General features: G+C 59.2%; 25 protein-coding genes. 5 read left to right on the top strand and 20 right to left on the bottom strand.

What is annotated here, in order from left to right; genetic code table 11:
* Positions 1-9 precede the first annotated feature (9 nt).
* The 7 genes from thiO to ACM6IT_RS22670 are packed head-to-tail and all read right to left on the bottom strand — an operon-like array spanning position 10 to position 4,091.
* A complete protein-coding gene (thiO, locus tag ACM6IT_RS22700; protein WP_056728681.1) occupies positions 10-1,110 on the bottom strand; it encodes a glycine oxidase ThiO in 1,101 nt (366 codons plus the stop codon).
* A 54-nt stretch (positions 1,111-1,164) separates the two neighbouring features.
* On the bottom strand, positions 1,165-1,566 hold the full coding sequence (locus ACM6IT_RS22695) for a type IV pilin protein (protein WP_056728683.1): 402 nt from the start codon (positions 1,564-1,566) through the stop codon (positions 1,165-1,167).
* A gap of 14 nt (positions 1,567-1,580) precedes the next feature.
* A complete protein-coding gene (locus ACM6IT_RS22690) occupies positions 1,581-1,991 on the bottom strand; it encodes a hypothetical protein (RefSeq protein ID WP_056728685.1) in 411 nt (136 codons plus the stop codon).
* Complete coding sequence (locus tag ACM6IT_RS22685; RefSeq protein ID WP_056728687.1) at positions 1,978-2,457, bottom strand: PilX N-terminal domain-containing pilus assembly protein; 480 nt, start codon at positions 2,455-2,457, stop codon at positions 1,978-1,980. The genes ACM6IT_RS22690 and ACM6IT_RS22685 overlap by 14 nt, the downstream gene beginning before the upstream one ends.
* 10 nt (positions 2,458-2,467) lie before the next feature.
* A complete protein-coding gene (locus ACM6IT_RS22680) occupies positions 2,468-3,175 on the bottom strand; it encodes a PilW family protein (protein ID WP_414918733.1) in 708 nt (235 codons plus the stop codon).
* Positions 3,172-3,621: a type IV pilus modification protein PilV gene (gene pilV / locus ACM6IT_RS22675; protein ID WP_414918732.1), complete on the bottom strand. Its 450-nt coding sequence runs from the start codon at positions 3,619-3,621 to the stop codon at positions 3,172-3,174. The genes ACM6IT_RS22680 and pilV overlap by 4 nt, the downstream gene beginning before the upstream one ends.
* Entirely contained in the window at positions 3,618-4,091 is a 474-nt protein-coding gene (locus tag ACM6IT_RS22670; RefSeq protein ID WP_056728693.1) for a GspH/FimT family protein, read from the bottom strand. Before ACM6IT_RS22670 ends, pilV begins: the two co-directional genes overlap by 4 nt.
* Before the next feature lie 130 nt (positions 4,092-4,221).
* Between ACM6IT_RS22670 and ACM6IT_RS22665 the strand changes: the two genes are divergently transcribed.
* Positions 4,222-4,761: a GspH/FimT family pseudopilin gene (locus tag ACM6IT_RS22665; RefSeq protein ID WP_223541990.1), complete on the top strand. Its 540-nt coding sequence runs from the start codon at positions 4,222-4,224 to the stop codon at positions 4,759-4,761.
* Here ACM6IT_RS22665 and ispH read toward each other — a convergent pair.
* The 6 genes from ispH to murJ all read right to left on the bottom strand — a co-directional run bounded on the left by ispH (position 4,730) and on the right by murJ (position 12,180).
* Complete coding sequence (gene ispH / locus ACM6IT_RS22660) at positions 4,730-5,677, bottom strand: 4-hydroxy-3-methylbut-2-enyl diphosphate reductase (protein ID WP_056728697.1); 948 nt, start codon at positions 5,675-5,677, stop codon at positions 4,730-4,732. The genes ACM6IT_RS22665 and ispH overlap by 32 nt on opposite strands.
* A 101-nt stretch (positions 5,678-5,778) precedes the next feature.
* Positions 5,779-6,216: an FKBP-type peptidyl-prolyl cis-trans isomerase gene (fkpB, locus tag ACM6IT_RS22655; RefSeq protein ID WP_172435403.1), complete on the bottom strand. Its 438-nt coding sequence runs from the start codon at positions 6,214-6,216 to the stop codon at positions 5,779-5,781.
* A gap of 7 nt (positions 6,217-6,223) precedes the next feature.
* Complete coding sequence (gene lspA, locus ACM6IT_RS22650) at positions 6,224-6,736, bottom strand: signal peptidase II (protein WP_056728699.1); 513 nt, start codon at positions 6,734-6,736, stop codon at positions 6,224-6,226.
* Complete coding sequence (gene ileS / locus ACM6IT_RS22645) at positions 6,729-9,560, bottom strand: isoleucine--tRNA ligase (protein ID WP_056728701.1); 2,832 nt, start codon at positions 9,558-9,560, stop codon at positions 6,729-6,731. Before ileS ends, lspA begins: the two co-directional genes overlap by 8 nt.
* Positions 9,561-9,573: 13 nt before the next feature.
* The gene (gene ribF, locus ACM6IT_RS22640) at positions 9,574-10,512 is read right to left on the bottom strand and encodes a bifunctional riboflavin kinase/FAD synthetase (protein WP_414918731.1); all 939 of its coding nucleotides are present in this window, start codon (positions 10,510-10,512) and stop codon (positions 9,574-9,576) included.
* Between the two features lie 129 nt (positions 10,513-10,641).
* Positions 10,642-12,180 carry a murein biosynthesis integral membrane protein MurJ gene (murJ, locus tag ACM6IT_RS22635; protein ID WP_414918730.1) on the bottom strand — a complete coding sequence of 513 codons (1,539 nt, stop codon included), beginning with the start codon at positions 12,178-12,180 and terminating at the stop codon, positions 10,642-10,644.
* A gap of 252 nt (positions 12,181-12,432) precedes the next feature.
* On the opposite strand from murJ, the gene rpsT reads away from it, so the two are divergent.
* The gene (gene rpsT, locus ACM6IT_RS22630; RefSeq protein ID WP_020798646.1) at positions 12,433-12,711 is read left to right on the top strand and encodes a 30S ribosomal protein S20; all 279 of its coding nucleotides are present in this window, start codon (positions 12,433-12,435) and stop codon (positions 12,709-12,711) included.
* A 122-nt stretch (positions 12,712-12,833) separates the two neighbouring features.
* Here rpsT and ACM6IT_RS22625 read toward each other — a convergent pair whose 3' ends face one another.
* From ACM6IT_RS22625 to rplU, 5 genes are all read right to left on the bottom strand, one after another.
* Positions 12,834-13,298 (bottom strand): CreA family protein, encoded by a 465-nt coding sequence (locus ACM6IT_RS22625; RefSeq protein WP_056728707.1) that lies wholly within the window; start codon positions 13,296-13,298, stop codon positions 12,834-12,836.
* Between the two features lie 12 nt (positions 13,299-13,310).
* Positions 13,311-14,429, bottom strand: a complete 1,119-nt coding sequence (gene proB, locus ACM6IT_RS22620) for a glutamate 5-kinase (RefSeq protein ID WP_056728709.1) — start codon at positions 14,427-14,429, stop codon at positions 13,311-13,313.
* Positions 14,430-14,566: 137 nt separating this feature from the next.
* Positions 14,567-15,790 carry an Obg family GTPase CgtA gene (cgtA, locus tag ACM6IT_RS22615; protein ID WP_008052064.1) on the bottom strand — a complete coding sequence of 408 codons (1,224 nt, stop codon included), beginning with the start codon at positions 15,788-15,790 and terminating at the stop codon, positions 14,567-14,569.
* A gap of 195 nt (positions 15,791-15,985) precedes the next feature.
* Positions 15,986-16,243, bottom strand: a complete 258-nt coding sequence (rpmA, locus tag ACM6IT_RS22610; protein ID WP_003281574.1) for a 50S ribosomal protein L27 — start codon at positions 16,241-16,243, stop codon at positions 15,986-15,988.
* 35 nt (positions 16,244-16,278) lie between these two features.
* Positions 16,279-16,593 (bottom strand): 50S ribosomal protein L21, encoded by a 315-nt coding sequence (gene rplU / locus ACM6IT_RS22605; RefSeq protein ID WP_003176051.1) that lies wholly within the window; start codon positions 16,591-16,593, stop codon positions 16,279-16,281.
* Between the two features lie 239 nt (positions 16,594-16,832).
* Between rplU and ACM6IT_RS22600 the strand changes: the two genes are divergently transcribed.
* From ACM6IT_RS22600 to ACM6IT_RS22590, 3 genes are all read left to right on the top strand, one after another.
* A complete protein-coding gene (locus ACM6IT_RS22600; protein WP_056728713.1) occupies positions 16,833-17,801 on the top strand; it encodes a polyprenyl synthetase family protein in 969 nt (322 codons plus the stop codon).
* 166 nt (positions 17,802-17,967) lie between these two features.
* Positions 17,968-18,309, top strand: coding sequence for a zinc ribbon domain-containing protein YjdM (locus ACM6IT_RS22595; protein WP_020798653.1), 342 nt, complete (start codon positions 17,968-17,970; stop codon positions 18,307-18,309).
* Between the two features lie 204 nt (positions 18,310-18,513).
* Positions 18,514-18,771: a hypothetical protein gene (locus ACM6IT_RS22590; RefSeq protein WP_008052059.1), complete on the top strand. Its 258-nt coding sequence runs from the start codon at positions 18,514-18,516 to the stop codon at positions 18,769-18,771.
* A gap of 134 nt (positions 18,772-18,905) precedes the next feature.
* Here the strand turns inward: ACM6IT_RS22590 and ACM6IT_RS22585 are convergent, their stop codons facing one another.
* Complete coding sequence (locus tag ACM6IT_RS22585) at positions 18,906-19,523, bottom strand: FKBP-type peptidyl-prolyl cis-trans isomerase (RefSeq protein WP_008052058.1); 618 nt, start codon at positions 19,521-19,523, stop codon at positions 18,906-18,908.
* 121 nt (positions 19,524-19,644) lie between these two features.
* Complete coding sequence (locus tag ACM6IT_RS22580; protein ID WP_046041769.1) at positions 19,645-19,935, bottom strand: DUF6482 family protein; 291 nt, start codon at positions 19,933-19,935, stop codon at positions 19,645-19,647.
* Positions 19,936-20,098: the final 163 nt, after the last annotated feature.

Here is a 20,098-nt window from a genome sequence, read left to right as displayed (position 1 = left end):
GCGATCTTGTCAAAGTCTTCCGGCAGGCGCATAAGGCGCCGGATCGATAATCGGTGCCCGGCCCAGCATCACATCGGCAAACAGCTGGCATGACGCCGGCGCCAGCACCAGCCCGTTACGGTAGTGCCCGCAGTTGAGCCAGAGCCCGTCAAACCCCGGCACCGGGCCGATGTAAGGAATGCCCTCGGGTGATCCCGGACGCAATCCGGCCCAATGCCCCACCACTTCGGCATTGGCCAGTGCCGGGATCAATTCCACCGCGGACGCCTTCAGGCTTTCCAGTGCCGACCCGGTCGGCGTCTTGTCATAGCCCTCATGCTCCAACGTACTGCCGATCAGTATGTGCCCGTCGCGCCGGGGAATCGCATAACGGCCCTTGGCCAGGACCATGCTCGGCAGGAAATCCGCCGCACACTTGTAGAGAATCATCTGCCCTTTCACCGGCTCGACCGGCAGCGTCAGATCAAGCAGCTTGAGCAAATCACCGCTCCAGGCCCCCGCCGTCAGGACAACTTGATCGCCCGGGACAGTACCTGTGGAGGTCTGCACGCCGACCACTTTGTTGCCGTCACGAACAAACCCGCTGACTTCGCACTGCTCATGGATCGTCACGTTCGGCAGTGCCAGCAATGCGGCCTTGAGTGACTTCACCAGACGCGGGTTGCGCACGTTGGCGACGTCGGCCATGTAGATCGCCCGGGCAAAACCACTGCCCAGCACCGGCACGGCGTCGTGTGCGGCCGATATATCCACCGCGCTGAGCGGGCGATTTTCCCGGGCGGCCCATGCCAGGGCTTCAGCCTCGTCATCCAGATCCAGCCAGTACAGACCGGTGGTGTGCACTTCAGGATCAACCCCAGTGGCGGCAAACAAGCGCTCGCCCAGCTGTGGATAAAAGTCCTGGGACCAGTGAGCCAATGCGGTGACCGCCGGGCTGTAGCGCCACGGGTAAAGCGGCGAAACGATGCCGCCACCGGCCCAGGACGATTCCTGGCCGACGCTCGAGCGATCCAGCAGCACAACGCTTTGCACTTCGGAGGCGAGATTGAACGCCGTCAGCAAACCAATCACCCCGCCGCCGACAATCACCACTTGCTGTTGCCTGGTCATGTTCTGATCCAATCGTTAAATAGACAGAGGGTACAAAAGGCACCCGAAAAAAACTCAGCGCCCCCAGCAGTCTTTGCTGGTCAGGCCGGATTCCGCGTTGACCATACCGAGCACACCGGTGTTGGTGATGGTCAGATCACCGCACTTGTCAGTGGCCATGCTCGAATCAGCCTTGCGCACCGCCGTCAGCAGAAAGGTCTGGTCGGTCAGGGTCGGTGTGATGCTGTAGTAATCATTGCCGGCACTGAGGCCCGTCGCATCGGTGTAGGCATTTTTCTGCGAGTAGAAGCGCTCCAGGAGTTGCGCCTGCTCCGAGAGCAGACCGGCTGCTTCTGCGCGACGGCCCTTGTTCATGTATTCGGTGAGACTCGGGGCAGCAATGGTCATGACAATACCGATGATCGCAATCACGATCATGATTTCGATCAGGGTAAAACCGCGGTTGGAACTACGCATGCATCAACTCTCACTCACTGTATTTGTCGCCACATGATGCGACGGCTGCCGCCGGATTTTTCCATCCCCGCAGTACCGTCGCCAGTGGAATCGTTCACGACCCCGCCGCTGTCGCTGGCGTCCCGGGTCGAATGTTCTCCGATAAAGATCACGCCATCGGATAGTGTGTCGCTGTTGTCGACCACTCCATCGGCGTTGCTGTCGAGCATCTTAACGCTGATCGCAGCGGGCAGCTTCAGGCAGACGGCCTTCAACCCCTGATTGCTGTGATAAAAACCGTACCAGTTGCCATTGGCCAGACAGGTTGGCCGGTTCAGCGCTGGCGAATCCACTGATGTGGCAGCGTGCGCCGACATCGACAGGTCAAGCGCGACGACAACAAATAGTTGCGACCATAACCTGGCAGGTCGCTCAGTACTTCGCATAGATGCTCTCCACCACACTGCGCGAGTGCCCCGCGATGCCGACTGCCGTTACCCGATACAAGGTTGCCGGGGTATTGATTGGCACATTCACTGCATTTTGGCTGATACCGATGTTTTGCACGCCATAAAAACCCTTGTCCGATGCAATCCAGGTCACGCCAGAAGAGGCGTTGAAACCGGCAGCGGTAATTGTCGAAGACTCGGACGGTGGTGCACATTGCACGATGCCGCTGCAAACAGGCAGCGCATAACTGTCCCGCTGCACCGTACCCTCGCCGACCCGCAATGCGGCTTCGGCACTCTGGAACGACTGGTTGCGCAAGGCGACGCTAGCGGCCATTTTTTCCTGCAGGGTGGCGCTCTGCATCGATGAAAGACCAATCAACGTCAGCAAGAGCAAGAACACCAGGCTGACCAACAGGGCCATGCCGCGTTGGGCGAAATACGTCTTGGGAGCACGATTCATTGGCACTCCTTCATGGCAAGCGGTTGCGCAGGGCGGCAACCACGTTGAAGGTTTGATCGGCCACCCGGTGGTTCGGATCGAAGAGAGTCAGGCTCAGGCGAACACTACGAATCAGCGCGGGGTCCGGCGGGTTGCTGCTGTAACGCGAAGCTGCCAGATCAGTGGCCGTGCTGGCCAGGCCGAAGCTCACGTCAAAAGCGCTGACGTTATCCACCAGCACCTGTGGTACTGCAGCCCCACTCTTCATCAGCAGTTGGTCGTTGCTGTAGCTATAAGTCAGCCGCCGGATCGGAAATGCCAGCTGCCCTGCCACTGGCTTCCGACCTTCACTGTAGGCCGTCGAATGGGTTCGACAATCGGAAAGTACGGTCCAGTCCGGCTTGTCACCATTAACGCCGACATCCGCCGTAACCAGCGTCAACTTACGGCCGCCGCTGTCCCAACGGATCGGTGCTAGCTGACTGGCATGGAAATCACCTTTCTGACTTGAATCGGTGATCGCTTCCAGACAACCGAACATCCCGACCATGCGGACTTCCTGAATCATTTTGCTCAACACAAAACGTGCGTCCTCCTGCATGTTCGCGGCCGCGTTCTGGCTGAGATAAGTGTTCTTGGCTGCGATGAAAACCTGCACCACGCCCAGCACCACGATCAGGCTCAATGCCAGGGCGATCAGCAACTCGACCAGGCTAAAACCCCTGCTGCGCCGACTCACGGGATCACCGTCGGATCAATGTCCGCGCGACTGCTCAGGACGAAATTGCGCCGCGAGTCGGCAGCCTTCGCAGCCCGCGAGTCGTCCCAGGTAATCGTGATGGTGTACACCTTCTGGCTGACAGTGACACTGCCCGTCGCGGAGGCCCCGAGTGAACTGACGATGTTGGTGTTGAAGTCAAACAGGTCCTGATCCCGGGTAATGTCGGGGTTGCCCGAAGTCGGCGGCGCAATGGTGTAATCCGCTGCGGCATTGGCGCGAATGCGGTCCATCAGATCGTAGGCGATAAAACTGGCCTGACTGGTCATGCGCGCGCTGTCCGTGTACTTCAGCGCATTGAGCTGAAACGCCGCCGCCCCCAGCAAGCCCACTCCCAGAATGACTAACGCCACCAGGACTTCGACCAGCGTCATACCCTCCTGCGCTCTTTGCCTCCCGGCCCTCATCCGCAACTTCCACCCATTAGAATTCGTCCGTTCAAACACACCGTCAGCGTCCTGCTTTGTGTGCCCCGCCCATAGCTGATCACCACCTCTGAGGACGGTGATGACAATCCGCCCATACTGTTGAAATCGATGGCAGTGATGCCAGAGGTTAGCGCCAGAGTTGCGCCGCCGCTCATCGCCGGAACAACCCGCAATACATTGGCCAAAGCGCCAGTACCGTCGTAAATCGTCAGCTCCCCGCTCCAGACATCCCCGCCGGCCGTCGGGCGCACCCGTGTGGTATTGCCCCGATCGATGGCTTCTAACCGGGCAAAATTCAAGGCTCGTCGCAGGTCAGCGATTTCAGTATCAGCCCTGGTTGTTTGCGTCGAGCGGGTAAACGCCGGCACAGCCAGAGTCAGCAGAATCAGAAGGATCGCGATCGCGACCAGCAACTCGATCAGCGTGAAACCTTTTGTAGGATGATCCATCGGGGCCTTCTGTTTCCTTCGGCTATACCTGCTCTTGCGCGGCACCACATTCGAGCGATGCGGTGCGTTTGCGTTGCCATTTCTCGCGCAGGGATTGCGCGAGCCACAGCACGCCACGGAGGGAGATGTAATGCGGCAACAAGGCTTCAGCCTGATCGAACTGCTCATGGGACTGGCAATTACAGGAATTGTTCTGCATTTGGTCAGTCCGGCGTTCGCAACGCTGATCGAATCGAACCAAAGACAGCAAGCGGCACAGGCTCTGTCCAGCGGTATTCGTACCGCCCGGAACGAAGCCATCACCCGCAACCAGGCCGTGGTGATTCACGGCATCAATGGCGACTGGGGCCAAGGCTGGCGGATCATCCTGGATATCAGCGGCAAAGGGGAAATGGACAGCGACAATCCACTACTGACCGAACGCCAGAGCGGCCCACGCGTGTCGATTGTGGGGAACAGTACGGTCGAAAGCTCCATACGGTTCAGAGGTCAGGGCGAGTCACTGTTAGGAGGGACTTTACACATTTGCGCCGTTCGCGAACCGGTGAGCCAACATCAAGTGGTGCTGGCTCGGACCGGTCGCGTCAGCCTGCGCAGCGACAAGGCTGAGCATCCGTTATGCGAAAAAAGGAGAACACTCAGGTCAACGAGCGAACGCGCAGTTCTTTAGGCATCGAGAACGTGATGTTTTCCTCGCGACCGGCCAGTTCATCGGCACCGGTTGCACCCCAGGCCTGCAACTGCTGGATCACGCCGCGCACCAGGACTTCCGGGGCGGATGCACCGGCGGTGATACCGATACGCTCAACGCCGTCGAACCAGCTCTTTTGCAGGTCTTCGGCACCGTCGATCAGGTAGGCAGGAGTGGACATGCGTTCTGCCAATTCGCGCAAGCGATTGGAGTTGGAGCTGTTCGGGCTGCCGACCACCAGCACCACGTCGCACTCGTCCGCCAGTTGCTTGACCGCATCCTGACGGTTTTGCGTGGCGTAGCAAATGTCGTCCTTGCGCGGTCCACCGATGGCCGGAAAGCGTGAACGCAGGGCGTCGATAACACGACTGGTATCGTCCATCGACAGCGTGGTCTGGGTCACGAAGGCGAGCTTTTCAGGGTTGTTCACCTGCAACGCCGCGACATCCTTCTCGTCTTCGACCAGGTAGATCGCGCCGCCATTGCCGCCATCGTACTGGCCCATGGTGCCTTCGACTTCCGGGTGACCGGCGTGGCCGATCAGAATGCACTCTCGGCCGTCACGGCTGTAGCGCGCCACTTCGATGTGGACTTTGGTCACCAGCGGGCACGTGGCGTCGAACACTTTCAGCCCACGACCAGCCGCTTCGCTGCGCACGGCCTGGGAAACGCCGTGGGCACTGAAGATCACGATGACGTCGTCCGGCACCTGATCCAGTTCTTCAACGAAGATCGCTCCACGGGAGCGCAGGTCTTCGACGACAAATTTGTTGTGGACCACTTCGTGGCGTACATAGATCGGCGGCCCGAAGACTTCCAGGGCGCGGTTGACGATTTCGATCGCACGGTCCACACCGGCGCAGAAGCCACGGGGGTTGGCGAGTTTGATTTGCATGCTGTGCCTCGTGTCTTGCGCGCAAGAAATAGCGAAAACTGTAGAAACTAACTGTGGGAGCGAGCAAGCCCGCTCCCACATTTTTGACCGTGTCCGGTCAGTTACAGCGCTTTGACGGAAATGATTTCCACGTCAAAGGTCAAGGTCTTGCCCGCCAGCGGGTGGTTGAAGTCGATGGTCACTTGCGCGTCATCGAACTCTTTGACCACGCCCGGCAATTCAGTATTGGCCGCATCGTTGAAGATCACCAGCAAACCAGGCGACAGTTCCATGTCCTGGAACTGGGAACGCGGGATGATCTGCACGTTTTGCGGGTTCGGCTGGCCGAAAGCGTTTTCCGGCTCGATGCTCAGCGTACGCTTGTCACCGGCCTTGAAACCGAACAGCGCCGCTTCGAAACCTGGCAACAGGTTGCCATCACCGACCTTGAAGGTCGCCGGGGCTTTGTCGAAAGTGCTGTCCACCGTGTCGCCGTTCTCCAGGCGCAATGCGAAATGCAAGGTGACTTCCGTGTTCTGGCCGATGCGTTGTTCAGCCAATACCTGTTCAGTCATGAACGGTTTCTCCGGTCTTTTTACTTTTGAACATATCCAGTGCCAGCATGACAGCACCAACAGTAATGGCACTGTCGGCAAAGTTGAACGCCGGGAAGTGCCAGCGGTTCTGCCAATGCACCAGAATGAAATCGATCACATGGCCCAGGGCAATGCGGTCATACAGATTGCCCAGCGCGCCACCGAGCACCAGTGCCAGCGCAACCGCCAGCCAGGTCTCGTTGCGGCCCAGACGCTTGAGCCACACCACCAGCACCGCACTGACCACGATAGCGATCAACGCGAACAGCCAGCGCTGCCAGCCGGAGCTGTCAGCCAGGAAGCTGAACGCCGCGCCAGTGTTGTAGGCCAGGGTCCAGCTGAACAAATCGGGAATCACCACGATTTGCTGATACATCTCGAGCTTGCCTTCAAAGTAGAACTTGCTGGCCTGGTCGATGACCAGGACCAGCAGACTCAACCAAAGCCAGCTCAGCCGTCCGAAACGGCCAACGGCATTAGGCATAATGACGGACCTCGCCAGCGCCGCTGATGTTGTCGACGCAACGGCCGCAGATTTCCGGGTGCTCCGGGTTCACGCCGACGTCTTCACGGCAGTGCCAGCAACGAGCGCACTTGGCGTGGCTCGACTTGACGATCTTCAGCTTCAGGCCGCTGACTTCGGTGACCACGGCATCGGCCGGTGCTTGCACCAGCGGTGCAACAGCAGCGGTCGAAGTGATCAGTACGAAGCGCAGTTCGTTGCTCAGTTTGGCCAGGTCGGCGGTCAGTGCGTCTTCGGCGAACAGCGTCACTTCGGCCTGCAGGTTGCCACCGACGGCCTTGGCGGCACGCTGGATTTCCATTTCCTTGTTGACCGCAACCTTCACGGCCATGATCCGGTCCCAATACGCGCGACCCAGTTCGAAGCCTTCCGGCAATTCGGTCAGGCCTTCGTACCAGGTGTTGAGCATCACCGACTCGTTACGCTCACCCGGCAGGTATTGCCACAGCTCGTCAGCGGTGAAGGCCAGGATCGGTGCGATCCAGCGAACCAGCGCTTCGCAGATGTGAAACAGCGCGGTTTGCGCCGAACGGCGGGCCTTGCTGTTCGCGCCAGTGGTGTACTGACGGTCCTTGATGATGTCGAGGTAGAAGCCGCCCAGTTCCTGCACGCAGAAGTTGTGGATCTTCGAGTACACGTTCCAGAAGCGGTATTCGCCGTAGTGCTCTTGCAGCTCGCGCTGCAGCAGCAGGGTACGGTCCACGGCCCAACGGTCCAGAGCCAGCATTTCTTCGGCCGGCAGCAGGTCGGTGGCCGGGTTGAAACCGGTCAGGTTCGAAAGCAGGAAGCGCGCGGTATTACGGATACGCCGGTAGGCGTCCGCACTGCGTTGCAGGATCTGCTCGGAAACCGCCATTTCGCCCGAATAGTCGGTCGAAGCGACCCACAGACGCATGATGTCGGCGCCCAGGGTGTCGTTGACTTTCTGCGGAGCAATCACGTTGCCCAGGGACTTGGACATCTTGCGGCCGGACTCGTCGACGGTGAAGCCGTGGGTCAGCAGCTCGCGATACGGCGCGTGATTGTCGATGGCGCAACCGGTCAGCAGCGACGAGTGGAACCAGCCACGGTGTTGGTCCGAACCTTCCAGGTACAGGTCGGCGCGCGGGCCGGTTTCGTGGCCCATCGGGTGCGAACCGCGCAGGACGTGCCAGTGCGTGGTGCCCGAGTCGAACCAGACGTCCAGGGTGTCGCTGATCTTGTCGTACTGCGGCGCTTCATCGCCCAGCAACTCGGCGGCGTCCAGCTTGAACCAGGCCTCGATGCCTTCGACTTCAACGCGCTTGGCCACGATTTCCATCAGCTCGACGGTACGTGGGTGCAGCTCGCCGCTTTCCTTGTTCAGGAAGAACGGGATCGGCACGCCCCAGTTGCGCTGGCGGGAAATGCACCAGTCCGGGCGGTTGGCGATCATCGAGTGCAGGCGCGCCTGACCCCAGGCCGGAACGAACTGTGTTTCTTCGATGGCTTTGAGCGAGCGCTGACGCAGGGTGTCGCCGGTGGTCGGCTGCTTGTCCATACCGATGAACCACTGCGCGGTGGCGCGGTAGATCAGTGGGGTCTTGTGGCGCCAGCAGTGCATGTAGCTGTGTTCGATGATAGTGGTGTGCAGCAGCGCACCGACTTCGGTCAGCTTGTCGACGATGGCCGGGTTGGCCTTCCAGATGAACTGGCCGCCGAAGAATTCCAGCGAGGTCGCGTACACGCCGTTGCTTTGGACCGGATTGAGGATGTCATCGTTGACCATGCCGTACTTCTTGCAGGTCACGAAGTCGTCCACGCCGTAGGCCGGAGCGGAGTGAACCACACCGGTGCCGGCGCCCAGTTCAACGTAGTCGGCCAGGTAAACCGGCGACAGACGGTCGTAGAACGGGTGACGGAAGTTGATCAGCTCCAGCGCTTTACCGGTGGTGGTCGCAATGACCGAACCTTCCAGCGAGTAGCGCGCCAGGCACGACTCGACCAGCTCTTCAGCCAGTACCAGCAGCTTGTCGCCGACGTCGACCAGGGCGTAGTTGAATTCCGGGTGAACGTTCAACGCCTGGTTGGCCGGGATGGTCCACGGGGTGGTGGTCCAGATCACGATCGAGGCAGGCTTGGCCAGCGATGGCAGGCCGAAGGCGGCAGCCAGTTGGGCTTCATCGGCAATCGGGAACGCCACGTCGATGGTCGAGGACTTCTTGTTCTCGTACTCGACTTCCGCTTCGGCCAGGGCCGAACCGCAGTCGAAACACCAGTTCACAGGCTTCAGGCCCTTGAACACGAAACCACCCTTGACGATTTCGGCCAAGGCACGGATTTCACCGGCCTCGTTCTTGAAGTCCATGGTCTTGTACGGGTTGGCGAAGTCGCCCAGCACGCCGAGACGGATGAACTCGGACTTCTGCCCTTCGATCTGCTCGGTGGCGTAGGCCCGGCACAGTTCGCGGGTCTTGTCCGCGCCCAGGTTCTTGCCGTGGGTCACTTCGACCTTGTGCTCGATCGGCAGGCCGTGGCAGTCCCAGCCCGGAACATAAGGCGCGTCGAAGCCCGACAGGGTCTTCGAACGGATGATCATGTCCTTGAGAATCTTGTTCAGCGCATGACCGATGTGAATCGAGCCGTTGGCGTACGGAGGGCCGTCGTGCAATACGAACTTCGGACGATCCTTGCCAATCTCGCGCAACTTTCCGTACAGGCCAATACTGTCCCAGCGCTGCAGGATCTGCGGTTCGCGCTGTGGCAGGCCGGCCTTCATTGGGAAGGCGGTGTCCGGAAGGTTTAGCGTGGCTTTATAGTCGGTCATTTAAGGCTCTTCATTAGCGATGGGCGCTAGGTGCGGCTAGTGCACGGGCGGCGGCGACATCCGCGTTGATCGCCGTTTTCAACGCCTCCAGAGAGGCGAAACGCTGCTCTTCGCGCAGCTTGTGGTGGAAAACCACCGTTAAACGCCGGTCATACAGATCGCCGGCAAAATCTAAAAGATGCACTTCCAGGTGGGCTTTGCCATCACCTTGAACCGTGGGCCGCACGCCAATGTTGGCGACGCCGGGCCAGGTCTTGCCGTCGATCTCGACATCCACCAGGTAAACCCCGGTGAGCGGCACGCGACGGCGCTTGAGTTGAATATTGACAGTGGGCGTACCCAACTGCCGGGCCAGCTTCTGGCCATGCAATACGCGACCGGCGATCCGGTACGGCCGCCCGAGCAGGCGTTCGGCCAGGGCGAAATCCGCGGCGGCCAGGGCATTTCGAACTTGCGTGCTGCTGACCCGGATGCCATCGAGTTCGACGGTTTGTGCCGCTTCGACGGTAAAACCCTGAAGGGTGCCTGCCTGTAGCAGGAAATCGAAATCTCCCGCGCGGTCACAGCCGAAACGGAAGTCGTCACCGACCTCCAGATGCTGCACGCCAAGGCCATCCACCAGAATGGTATCGACGAATTCACTGGCACTGAGCTTGCTCAGGCGCTGGTTGAAAGCCAGGCAAAGCACACGGTCGACGCCTTCGGCGGCCAACAATTGCAGCTTGTCCCGCAGGCGGGCCAGACGGGCCGGCGCGGTGTCCGGAGCGAAGAACTCCCGCGGCTGCGGCTCGAAAATCACCACGCAGCTGGGCACGCCCAACTCGAGCGCACGCTCACGCAGGCGCGCCAGGATAGCCTGGTGGCCACGGTGAACACCGTCAAAGTTGCCAATAGTGGCGACACAGCCCCGATGCTGGGGGCGCAGATTGTGGAGGCCTCGAACCAGCTGCATAACGCGCTTCTTGCTCATAAAGTGGTCGATTATAACCACACCCGGCGGCCGACGACAGGCAACACCGTAACCCAAAGTGATCAAGCCGACAAAACCGCCGGCTCGCCCGTGTTTATCGAGGCCAGAACCTCAGCCCAGCGCCTTGCGATTGAAGTCGCGCAAACGAAAGCCCATCAACACTAACATGCCGAAATAAGCCACCACACCGGCAACGACCAAGGCACCCAGGCGCAGGAAACGCTCAAGCATCTGCCCCTCGCCCCAGGCCGGCATGAAATGCATCCCGGCCAGCAATACGCCCGACATCACCGATACCGCGATCACCAGTTTCAAGCCGAACTTCGCCCAGCCCGGTTGTGGCTGGTACATCTGCTGCTTGCGCAGTTGATAGAACAGCAACCCCGCATTCAAGCAGGCACCAGCACTGATAGCCAGAGCCAGGCCGGCGTGGGCCAGCGGTCCGATCAACATCAGGTTGAACAGCTGGGTGACCACCAGGGTGAAAATCGCGATTTTTACCGGCGTGCGGATGTTTTGTTGCGCATAAAAGCCCGGCGCCAGCACTTTGATCACGATAATCCCGAGCAAACCGACGGAATAGGCGATCAACGCGCGCTGGGTCATCTCCGCATCATGGGCATCGAACTGACCGTACTGGAACAGCGAAACCGTCAACGGCTCGGCCAGAATCCCCAGCGCCAGGGCGCAAGGCAATACCAGCACGAAGCATAGGCGCAGGCCCCAATCGAGGATGCGCGAGTATTCGTGACGATCCTTGCTGGCGTAGGTCTTGGCCAGGGTCGGCAACAGAATCGTCCCCAACGCCACGCCCAGCACGCCGGAAGGCAGTTCCATCAAGCGGTCGGCGTAGTACATCCAGGACACGGACCCGGCAACCAGGAACGAAGCGAAGATGGTGTTGATGATCAGCGAGATCTGACTCACCGAGACACCGAGGATGGCTGGCAGCATCTGCTTCATTACGCGCCAGACGCCGGTGTCGCGCAGGCTCAGGCGCGGCAGCACCAGCATGCCGATTTTTTTCAGGTGCGGCAGCTGGTAGAGCAACTGCGCCAGGCCACCTGCCAGAACCGCCCAGCCGAGCGCCATTACGGGCGGATCGAAGTACGGCGTGAGGAACAACGCAAAAATAATCATGCTGACGTTGAGCAGCGTCGGCACGAATGCCGGGACCGAAAAACGGTTCCAGGTGTTGAGGATCGCGCCCGCCAGCGACGACAGGGAAATCAGCAATATGTAGGGAAAGGTCACCCGCAACAGGCTGGAAGTGAGCTCGAATTTTTCCGGGGTATCGGTAAAACCCGGCGCAGTGACCCAGATGACCCACGGCGCGGCGAACATGCCCAACACCGTGACCAGCGCCAGTACCAGCGTCAGCAGGCCCGAGACATAGGCAATGAATGTGCGGGTCGCCTCTTCACCCTTCTGGCTTTTGTATTCCGCAAGAATCGGCACGAATGCCTGGGAAAACGCCCCTTCGGCAAAGATCCGCCGCAACAGATTGGGCAATTTGAAGGCGATAAAGAAGGCGTCAGTCGCCATTCCCGCGCCAAATGTTCGCGCAATGAGGGTGTCGCGAACAAACCCCAGAACCCGGGAAAGCATCGTGATAGAGCTGACGGCGGCCAACGATTTGAGCAGATTCATGGAAAGAGTTTGTGCCTGTCGATAAACAGCAGGCGAACTACGCGCCTACTTATGCGATACTCCGCGCCGCAACAGCACAGAGCCAAAGCTCGCGAGTTTACAGGTCGCACGCTGGAAAGAAATCTCCAAGCTTGCTTCACCTACCACTTAGCGGAACGTCTCAACCGCCCTTGACAAGACCTCAACTCATCGGCATGATTCGCGGCCTATTTTGTTTGCTATTTCCTAAAAAGTCTTTCGAGGAGCTCGACGGTGGCCAACTCACCTTCCGCCAAAAAACGTGCAAAACAGGCTGAGAAGCGTCGCAGCCACAACGCCAGCCTGCGTTCCATGGTTCGTACCTACATCAAGAATGTAGTTAAGGCCATCGACGCAAAAGACGCTGAAAAAGCTCAAGCTGCATACGTTCTGGCTGTGCCAGTTATCGACCGTATGGCCGATAAAGGCATCATCCACAAGAACAAGGCTGCTCGCCATAAGAGCCGTTTGAATGGCCACGTTAAGGCCCTGAACGTTGCCGCTGCTGCCTAAGCGACTCGTTCATTAAAAAACCGACCTCAGGGTCGGTTTTTTATTGCCTGCGATTCAGTGAATTCGACGCAAAAAAATGTGAGAGCGAGCCTGCTCGCCCCCACAGCTCTGATTGTGTGAAATTACTGAGTGTGGGCCCACGGCAAAATCGGAATCGCCGTCACCGCATTCTGCGGACTGCCCTCGATCAGGCGATCGCTGTACACCAGATACACCAGCGTATTACGCTTCTTGTCGAGGAAACGCACCACCTGCATGGTCTTGAACACCAGGGACGTGCGCTCCTTGAACACCTCGTCGCCATCCTTGAGCTCACCCTTGAAGCTGATAGGCCCGACCTGCCGACAAGCGATAGACGCTTCGGCACGATCCTCGGCCAAACCAAGACCCCCCTTCACCCCACCGGTCTTGGCGCGCGACAGATAGCAGGTCACACCATCGACCTTGGGATCATCAAAGGCCTCGACCACGATCCGGTCATTCGGCCCGACGAACTTGAACACCGTCGACACCTGACCAATCTCTTCGGCCGAAGCCAACAGCGGCATCGCCAACAGCAACCCCAACAATCCTTTTGCCACGCGCATTCAGGTATTCCTTCAGACCAGGATCAGGTTATCGCGGTGAACCAGTTCCGGTTCCGCCATGTAACCCAACAGACCGACAATCGCCTCGGACGACTGACCGATGATTTTTTGCGCTTCCAGCGCACTGTAGTTGGCCAGGCCACGGGCAATTTCACGACCGTCAGGCGCCACGCAGACCACCATCTCACCGCGACGGAAACTGCCCTGGACCAACTTGACGCCGACCGGCAGCAAACTTTTATTGCCCTGGGACAACGCCATCACTGCACCCGCATCCAGCACCAGGGTGCCACGGGTTTGCAGATGACCGGCCAGCCACTGCTTGCGCGCCGCCAGCATGCCGCGCTCCGGCGACAGCAAGGTGCCGATGCGCTCGCCCGCCTTGAGGCGATCCAGCACACGCTCGATGCGCCCACCAACGATGATGGTGTGAGCGCCGGAACGGGCCGCCAGACGCGCAGCACGCAACTTGGTCTGCATGCCGCCACGCCCCAGCGCACCACCAGTGCCACCCGCCACCGCATCGAGCGCCGGATCATCGGCACGCGCCTCGTAAATCAGCTGGGCATCCGGATTATTGCGCGGATCGGCGTCGAACATGCCGTCGCGATCCGTCAGGATCACCAACAGGTCAGCCTCGACCAGATTCGCCACCAGCGCCGCGAGCGTGTCGTTGTCGCCAAAACGGATTTCGTCGGTGACCACGGTGTCATTCTCGTTGATCACCGGAATAACCTTCAGCTCGACCAGCGCACGCAAGGTGCTGCGGGCGTTCAGGTAGCGCTTGCGATCGGACAAGTCGTCGTGAGTCAGGAGAATCTGCGCGGTATGCCGGCCATGCTCGGCAAAGCTCGACTCCCAGGCCTGCACCAACCCCATCTGACCGATTGCGGCGGCAGCCTGAAGCTCGTGCATCGCACTGGGTCGCGAGGTCCAGCCCAAACGGCTCATGCCGGCCGCCACCGCCCCGGAGGACACCAACACCAGTTCGACACCCGCCTCATGCAAGGCCACCATCTGCTCAACCCAGACACCCATTGCCGCGCGATCCAGGCCTTTGCCGTCCGCCGTCAGCAAAGCGCTGCCGATCTTCACGACCCAACGCTGCGCACCTGTCACCTTGCTCCGCATCATCTTCAACCTTAGCTTGAGGGCAACGCGACCTAGCACTGCCCGTGACGTTATTCGTGGTTACTCGTGACCAACAATCGATTTCCAGATACCAAAACGCCGCTCGATTGAGCGGCGCTTAAGTTTATCGCAACGAATCAGTCACGCACGTAAATGATTTCCGGACCGTCTTCGTCATCCACATCCTCTTCGTCCCAATCATCGTCGCCGATGTCGTGGACCGACTTCACGCCGCTGCGACGCAGGGCACGCTTGTCATCCAGCGCCTGCAGCTGCGCGCGAGCTTCATCTTCGATGCGCTGATCGAGATCGGCCAGCTCTTCCTTGTAGGCCGGATCATTGGCCAGGCGATCAGCACGATCTTCCATGTAACGCATGATGTCGTGGCACAGACGCTCGGTACCAAGCTTGGAGATGGCCGAAATCACGTAGACCGGACCCGTCCATTCCAGGCGATCAACGATTTCCTTGACGCGAGCATCGTGCTCTTCATCAAGGATCTGGTCGCACTTGTTCAGGACCAGCCAGCGATCACGCTCCGCCAGGGACGGGCTGAACTTGATCAGCTCGTTGACGATCACTTCAGCGGCATCCGGTGCGCTGGCGTCATCCAGCGGCGCCATGTCCACGAGGTGCAGCAGCAGACGCGTGCGCGCCAAGTGCTTGAGGAAGCGAATGCCCAGGCCAGCACCTTCGGAAGCACCCTCGATCAAACCCGGAATATCGGCAATGACGAAGCTCTTCCAGCGATCGACGCTGACCACACCCAGGTTCGGCACCAGCGTGGTGAACGGGTAGTCGGCAACTTTCGGCTTGGCAGCCGAAACCGAACGGATAAAGGTACTTTTACCAGCGTTCGGCAAGCCCAGCAGACCGACATCAGCCAGTACTTTCATTTCCAGCTTCAGGTCGCGCTGCTCACCCGGCTTGCCCGGAGTGGTCTGGCGCGGCGCGCGGTTGGTACTGGATTTGAAACGGGTGTTACCCAGACCGTGCCAGCCGCCCTGCACTACCATCAACTTCTGACCGGCCTTGGTCAGGTCACCGATGACTTCCTGAGTCGCGGAGTCGATCACCGTGGTGCCGACCGGAACGCGCAGGATCAGGTCTTCACCCTTCTTGCCGGTGCAGTCGGTGCTGCCGCCGTTGGAGCCACGCTCGGCATCGAAGTGCCGGGTGTAACGGTAGTCCACCAGGGTGTTGAGGTTTTCGTCGGCCATCATGTAGATGGAACCGCCGTCACCGCCATCACCGCCGTTCGGGCCACCGTTCTCGATAAATTTTTCCCGACGGAAACTCATGGCGCCATTGCCGCCATCACCAGCCTTTACGCGAATCGATACTTCATCAACAAACTTCATAACAAACGCCTCTCGCCATACGGACGAGCCGAAAAACAATCAAGACATAAGACTCTTGCAAAAATGAGCGCAGCGACCCTGAACCACGATACCTACATCGTACGCCGACAGCCCATACAAACAGCTTTGCAAGAGACTCACCCCACAAACGAAAAAGCCCCGTCGCGAGACAGGGCTTTTCCAGCGATCGCGCAATTAAGCTGCGACTACGCTCACGTAACGACGACCGAAGGCGCCTTTTACTTCGAACTTGATCACGCCTTCGACTTTAGCGAAGAGGGTGTGATCTTTACCCATGCCAACGCCGTAGCCAGCGTGGAATTGGGTGCCGCGCTGACGCACGATGATGTTGCCTGCTTTGATAGCCTGGCCGCCATACATCTTCACGCCAAGGCGTTTGGCTTCTGAGTCGCGACCGTTACGGGTACTACCACCAGCTTTTTTGTGTGCCATGAGTTCAATTCTCCTAGTGAGGAATTAGGCTGTAATTAAGCCTGAATACCGGTGATTTTGATCTCGGTGTACCACTGGCGGTGGCCCATACGCTTCATGTGGTGCTTACGGCGACGGAACTTGATGATGCGGACTTTATCGTGACGACCTTGGGAGATCACTTCAGCCACAACGGTAGCGCCAGCAACAACTGGAGCGCCGATATTCACGTCGTCGCCATTGGCAACCAACAGAACGCGATCAAAGGTAACGGATTCGCCGGTAGCGATTTCCAGTTTTTCGATCTTCAGGTATTCACCTGGGGCGACTTTGTACTGCTTGCCGCCAGTAACGATTACTGCATAAGACATGGTATTTCTCCGATAATCCTGCTCACCCAGCTCTTTATAAGAAGAGGTATTGGCTGGCATGGCTGCATGGGGCTGGAGGCCCGCTTGCAATTGCGTAAGGCAGGTGCTGCCCAGGAAGTTCAGGGTGCGCGATTGTACGCAAGGCACGAGCGCCTTGCAAGGGGCCGTCCATCGCGCCTTGACACCTGCAAGCGTGGGTCCTAGCATGCCGCGCAACCCTTCTGGAGCGACTGTCGCTGATGCAACCCCAAGCTTTCTACCGCGCGGTCGCGGACGATTTTAGCGCCGTCGACGGCATCATCAAGAAGCAGCTGACTTCCCGAGTGCCGCTGGTATCGAAAATCGGCGATTACATTACCTCGGCCGGCGGCAAACGCCTGCGTCCTTTATTGGTGCTGTTGTGTGGCAAGGCTCTTGGCCGTGAGGGCGACGAACTGCGCCTGCTGGCCGCGACCATCGAGTTCCTGCACACCGCTACCCTGCTGCATGACGACGTGGTCGACATGTCCGGCATGCGCCGTGGCCGCTCGACCGCCAATGCCATGTGGGGCAACGCGCCAAGCGTATTGGTCGGCGACTTCCTGTATTCGCGCTCGTTCGAAATGATGGTCGAACTGGGCTCGATGCCGGTGATGAAGATCCTTTCGCAAGCCACGCGCATCATCGCCGAAGGCGAAGTGTTGCAGCTGTCGAAGGTTCGTGACGCCAGCACCACCGAAGAAACCTACATGGAAGTCATCCGCGGCAAGACCGCGATGCTCTTCGAAGCCTCGACCCACAGTGCCGCCGCCCTGTGCCAGGCCTCGCCGGAACAGTCCGAAGCCCTGCGTACATTCGGTGATCACCTGGGCGTGGCCTTCCAGCTGGTCGATGACCTGCTCGACTACAAAGGCGATGCCGAAACCCTGGGCAAGAACGTCGGTGACGACCTGGCCGAAGGCAAGCCGACCCTGCCGCTGATCTACACCATGCGCGAAGGTACGCCGGAACAGGCCGCCTTGGTGCGCAAGGCGATCCAGAAAGGCGGGATCGAAGACCTGGAAAGCATCCGCGAAGCCGTGGAAGCCTCGGGCTCGCTGGAGTACACCGCGCAACTGGCCCGTGACTATGTGGCCCGTGCGATCAAGTGCCTCGAAGCGCTGCCTGCCAGCGAGTACCGCGATGCACTGGTTGAACTGAGCGAGTTCGCGGTCGCGCGTACGCATTAATCGCAAAATAAAAATCAAAAGATCGCAGCCTTCGGCAGCTCCTACAGGTGTACACAAATCCCCTGTAGGAGCTGCCGAAGGCTGCGATCTTTTGCTTTCAGCTCCCCGCGCCTGAAAAACCCTATATAATGTGCGCTTTTAACGATCCTGAATCCAAGGAGCCTTAGTGAGCACGTTGCCACCCTGCCCAAAATGCAATTCCGAATACACCTATGAAGACGGCGCCCAGCTGATCTGCCCCGAGTGCGCCCACGAATGGTCCGCCAGCGGTGAAGCCGAAGCTGTGTCCGATGACGCAGTGAAAAAGGATTCGGTCGGCAACGTCCTGCAGGACGGCGACACCATCACCGTAATCAAGGACCTCAAGGTCAAGGGTACGTCTTTGGTGGTCAAGGTCGGCACCAAGGTCAAGAACATCCGCTTGTGCGATGGTGATCACGACATCGATTGCAAGATCGACGGCATCGGCCCGATGAAACTCAAGTCCGAGTTCGTCAGAAAAGTCTGAGCCTGCTGTTACCCATCCCGCGCCCGGCGTGGGATGGCGTCTCACCCTCCCCGCTTCACCCAGTAAATCCTCGCAATAGCCAAACGCCAGTCGATTTGACCTGACGCAATCTTTACCCGGAAAAAAGCGCAAACCGCCAATAGACCCTTGCTATTTGATGAATAAGAATTATTCTCATAAAGCCCTTCAATGGAGATGAGAACCATGACTTACTTGATCGATGCCTGGCTGGACCGCCCACACCCTTACCTCAGGATCCTGCATCGGGAAACCGGGGAAGTCTGTGCGGTGCTTGAAGAAGAAGCCTTGAGTGAACTGCAGGACCAGGGAGATCTTGATCTCAATGGCCTGAGTTCCAGCGAGCCGGTGGTGCTCAAGGAACTGGTGCGTAATCTGTTTCTGTTCTGCTATGCCCGGGCGTTGCGCCCGCACAGTGAACTGCACCACAAGATCGAAATATGAAAATCACCGAAGATACTGTGGGAGCGAGCCTGCTCGCGAAAGCGATCTGACATTCAACACTTATGCTGACTGACACTCCGTCTTCGCGAGCAGGCTCGCTCCCACATTAGCCCGACGTCATATCGGGCCGGGTATTACAGAACGTCCAGCAACTCGACGTCGAACACCAGTACGCTGTGCGGCGGGATGCTGCCAACGCCTTGAGCGCCGTAAGCCAGTTCGCTCGGCACGTACAGGCGCCATTTGCTGCCGGCGTTCATCAGTTGCAGGGCTTCGGTCCAGCCGGCGATCACGCCGCCAACCGGGAATTCCGCAGGCTCGCCGCGCTCGTACGAGCTGTCGAACACAGTGCCGTCGATCAGGGTGCCGTGGTAGTGAGTACGCACGGAATCTTCACGGGATGGCTTGGCGCCTTCACCAGCGGTCAGGACTTCGAACTGCAGGCCGGAAGCCAGAGTGGTGATGCCGTCACGCTTGGCGTTTTCAGCCAGGAAGGCCAGGCCTTCGCCAGCAGCCGCTTCAGCCTTGGCTGCAGCTTCGGCCTGCATGATTTCGCGGATGACTTTGAAGCTGGCGGACATTTCTTCCTGACCCACACGGCTTGGCTTACCGGCGAACGCGTCGGTCAGACCTGCCAGGATCGCGTCCAGGCTTACGCCCGGTGGCGGGTTGTCGCGCAGTTGGTCGCCCAGCTGACGGCCAATGCCGTAGCTGACGCGGGTTTCGTCGGTGGACAGATTTACTTCGGACATGACACTGCTCCGCTGTGCGGACGGCTCGGGAACTTGCCATGCGTGCACAGCGCGTCCCGGAGCGCCCGGAACCAAAAGGGCCAGCAGACTAGCACAGATGTCATGCCATTGATGAGGGGCCTCAGGCGATCGGCACCTTCAGGTTTTCCTCCACATCGGCAACCAGGCCGCACATTTCGTCATGCACGACCGTGTGCACGAGATTGAAGTGCAACTTGGGAAAGGAGCGCAGCACATCACGGGCATGCTCCACCGAACGCAGGCTCATCATGTGCCCGTGCGTATCGCTCAAGGGATACGCCGTACCATGCATCCGCGCCTCCAGCAGGTAGATGCCTCCCTCCATCGAGATCAGGTTCAGCTCATCGACCTTCCCGGCGACGGCATACGCATTTAACTCTTGCAGGTTCATGAGCGCACCTCACGCAGTAGCGAGCCTCTTTAAAGGGATAGGCTTCGGCGCATCAAAGCACAAGCCACTGGCCAGACCGTTTGTCTGTTACTGCAGGAGCTTGTGGCGAGCGAGCTTGCTCGCGCCGGGCTGCGTAGCGGCCCCAAAAAAGCGGGATCACTTC

It is taken from the genome of Pseudomonas sp. IT-P4 (genome assembly GCF_949767755.1).
Classification (GTDB): Bacteria; Pseudomonadota; Gammaproteobacteria; order Pseudomonadales; family Pseudomonadaceae; genus Aquipseudomonas; species Aquipseudomonas monachiensis.
This window is presented reverse-complemented; position numbering and strand designations above follow the sequence as displayed.

What these genes read in the sequence shown, in the direction of transcription:
- rplU (WP_003176051.1), bottom strand. Translation starts at nt 16,593, where the DNA reads ATGTCTTATGCAGTAATCGTTACTGGCGGCAAGCAGTACAAAGTCGCC.
- ACM6IT_RS22665 (WP_223541990.1), top strand. Translation starts at nt 4,222, where the DNA reads ATGCGGCAACAAGGCTTCAGCCTGATCGAACTGCTCATGGGACTGGCA.
- ACM6IT_RS22690 (WP_056728685.1), bottom strand. Translation starts at nt 1,991, where the DNA reads ATGCGAAGTACTGAGCGACCTGCCAGGTTATGGTCGCAACTATTTGTT.
- pilV (WP_414918732.1), bottom strand. Translation starts at nt 3,621, where the DNA reads ATGAGGGCCGGGAGGCAAAGAGCGCAGGAGGGTATGACGCTGGTCGAA.
- cgtA (WP_008052064.1), bottom strand. Translation starts at nt 15,790, where the DNA reads ATGAAGTTTGTTGATGAAGTATCGATTCGCGTAAAGGCTGGTGATGGC.
- rpmA (WP_003281574.1), bottom strand. Translation starts at nt 16,243, where the DNA reads ATGGCACACAAAAAAGCTGGTGGTAGTACCCGTAACGGTCGCGACTCA.
- ACM6IT_RS22580 (WP_046041769.1), bottom strand. Translation starts at nt 19,935, where the DNA reads ATGAACCTGCAAGAGTTAAATGCGTATGCCGTCGCCGGGAAGGTCGAT.
- proB (WP_056728709.1), bottom strand. Translation starts at nt 14,429, where the DNA reads ATGCGGAGCAAGGTGACAGGTGCGCAGCGTTGGGTCGTGAAGATCGGC.
- ACM6IT_RS22695 (WP_056728683.1), bottom strand. Translation starts at nt 1,566, where the DNA reads ATGCGTAGTTCCAACCGCGGTTTTACCCTGATCGAAATCATGATCGTG.
- ACM6IT_RS22670 (WP_056728693.1), bottom strand. Translation starts at nt 4,091, where the DNA reads ATGGATCATCCTACAAAAGGTTTCACGCTGATCGAGTTGCTGGTCGCG.
- thiO (WP_056728681.1), bottom strand. Translation starts at nt 1,110, where the DNA reads ATGACCAGGCAACAGCAAGTGGTGATTGTCGGCGGCGGGGTGATTGGT.
- lspA (WP_056728699.1), bottom strand. Translation starts at nt 6,736, where the DNA reads ATGCCTAATGCCGTTGGCCGTTTCGGACGGCTGAGCTGGCTTTGGTTG.
- ACM6IT_RS22590 (WP_008052059.1), top strand. Translation starts at nt 18,514, where the DNA reads ATGACTTACTTGATCGATGCCTGGCTGGACCGCCCACACCCTTACCTC.
- ispH (WP_056728697.1), bottom strand. Translation starts at nt 5,677, where the DNA reads ATGCAAATCAAACTCGCCAACCCCCGTGGCTTCTGCGCCGGTGTGGAC.
- ACM6IT_RS22600 (WP_056728713.1), top strand. Translation starts at nt 16,833, where the DNA reads ATGCAACCCCAAGCTTTCTACCGCGCGGTCGCGGACGATTTTAGCGCC.
- ACM6IT_RS22625 (WP_056728707.1), bottom strand. Translation starts at nt 13,298, where the DNA reads ATGCGCGTGGCAAAAGGATTGTTGGGGTTGCTGTTGGCGATGCCGCTG.
- ribF (WP_414918731.1), bottom strand. Translation starts at nt 10,512, where the DNA reads ATGCAGCTGGTTCGAGGCCTCCACAATCTGCGCCCCCAGCATCGGGGC.
- ACM6IT_RS22585 (WP_008052058.1), bottom strand. Translation starts at nt 19,523, where the DNA reads ATGTCCGAAGTAAATCTGTCCACCGACGAAACCCGCGTCAGCTACGGC.
- ACM6IT_RS22685 (WP_056728687.1), bottom strand. Translation starts at nt 2,457, where the DNA reads ATGAATCGTGCTCCCAAGACGTATTTCGCCCAACGCGGCATGGCCCTG.
- ileS (WP_056728701.1), bottom strand. Translation starts at nt 9,560, where the DNA reads ATGACCGACTATAAAGCCACGCTAAACCTTCCGGACACCGCCTTCCCA.
- murJ (WP_414918730.1), bottom strand. Translation starts at nt 12,180, where the DNA reads ATGAATCTGCTCAAATCGTTGGCCGCCGTCAGCTCTATCACGATGCTT.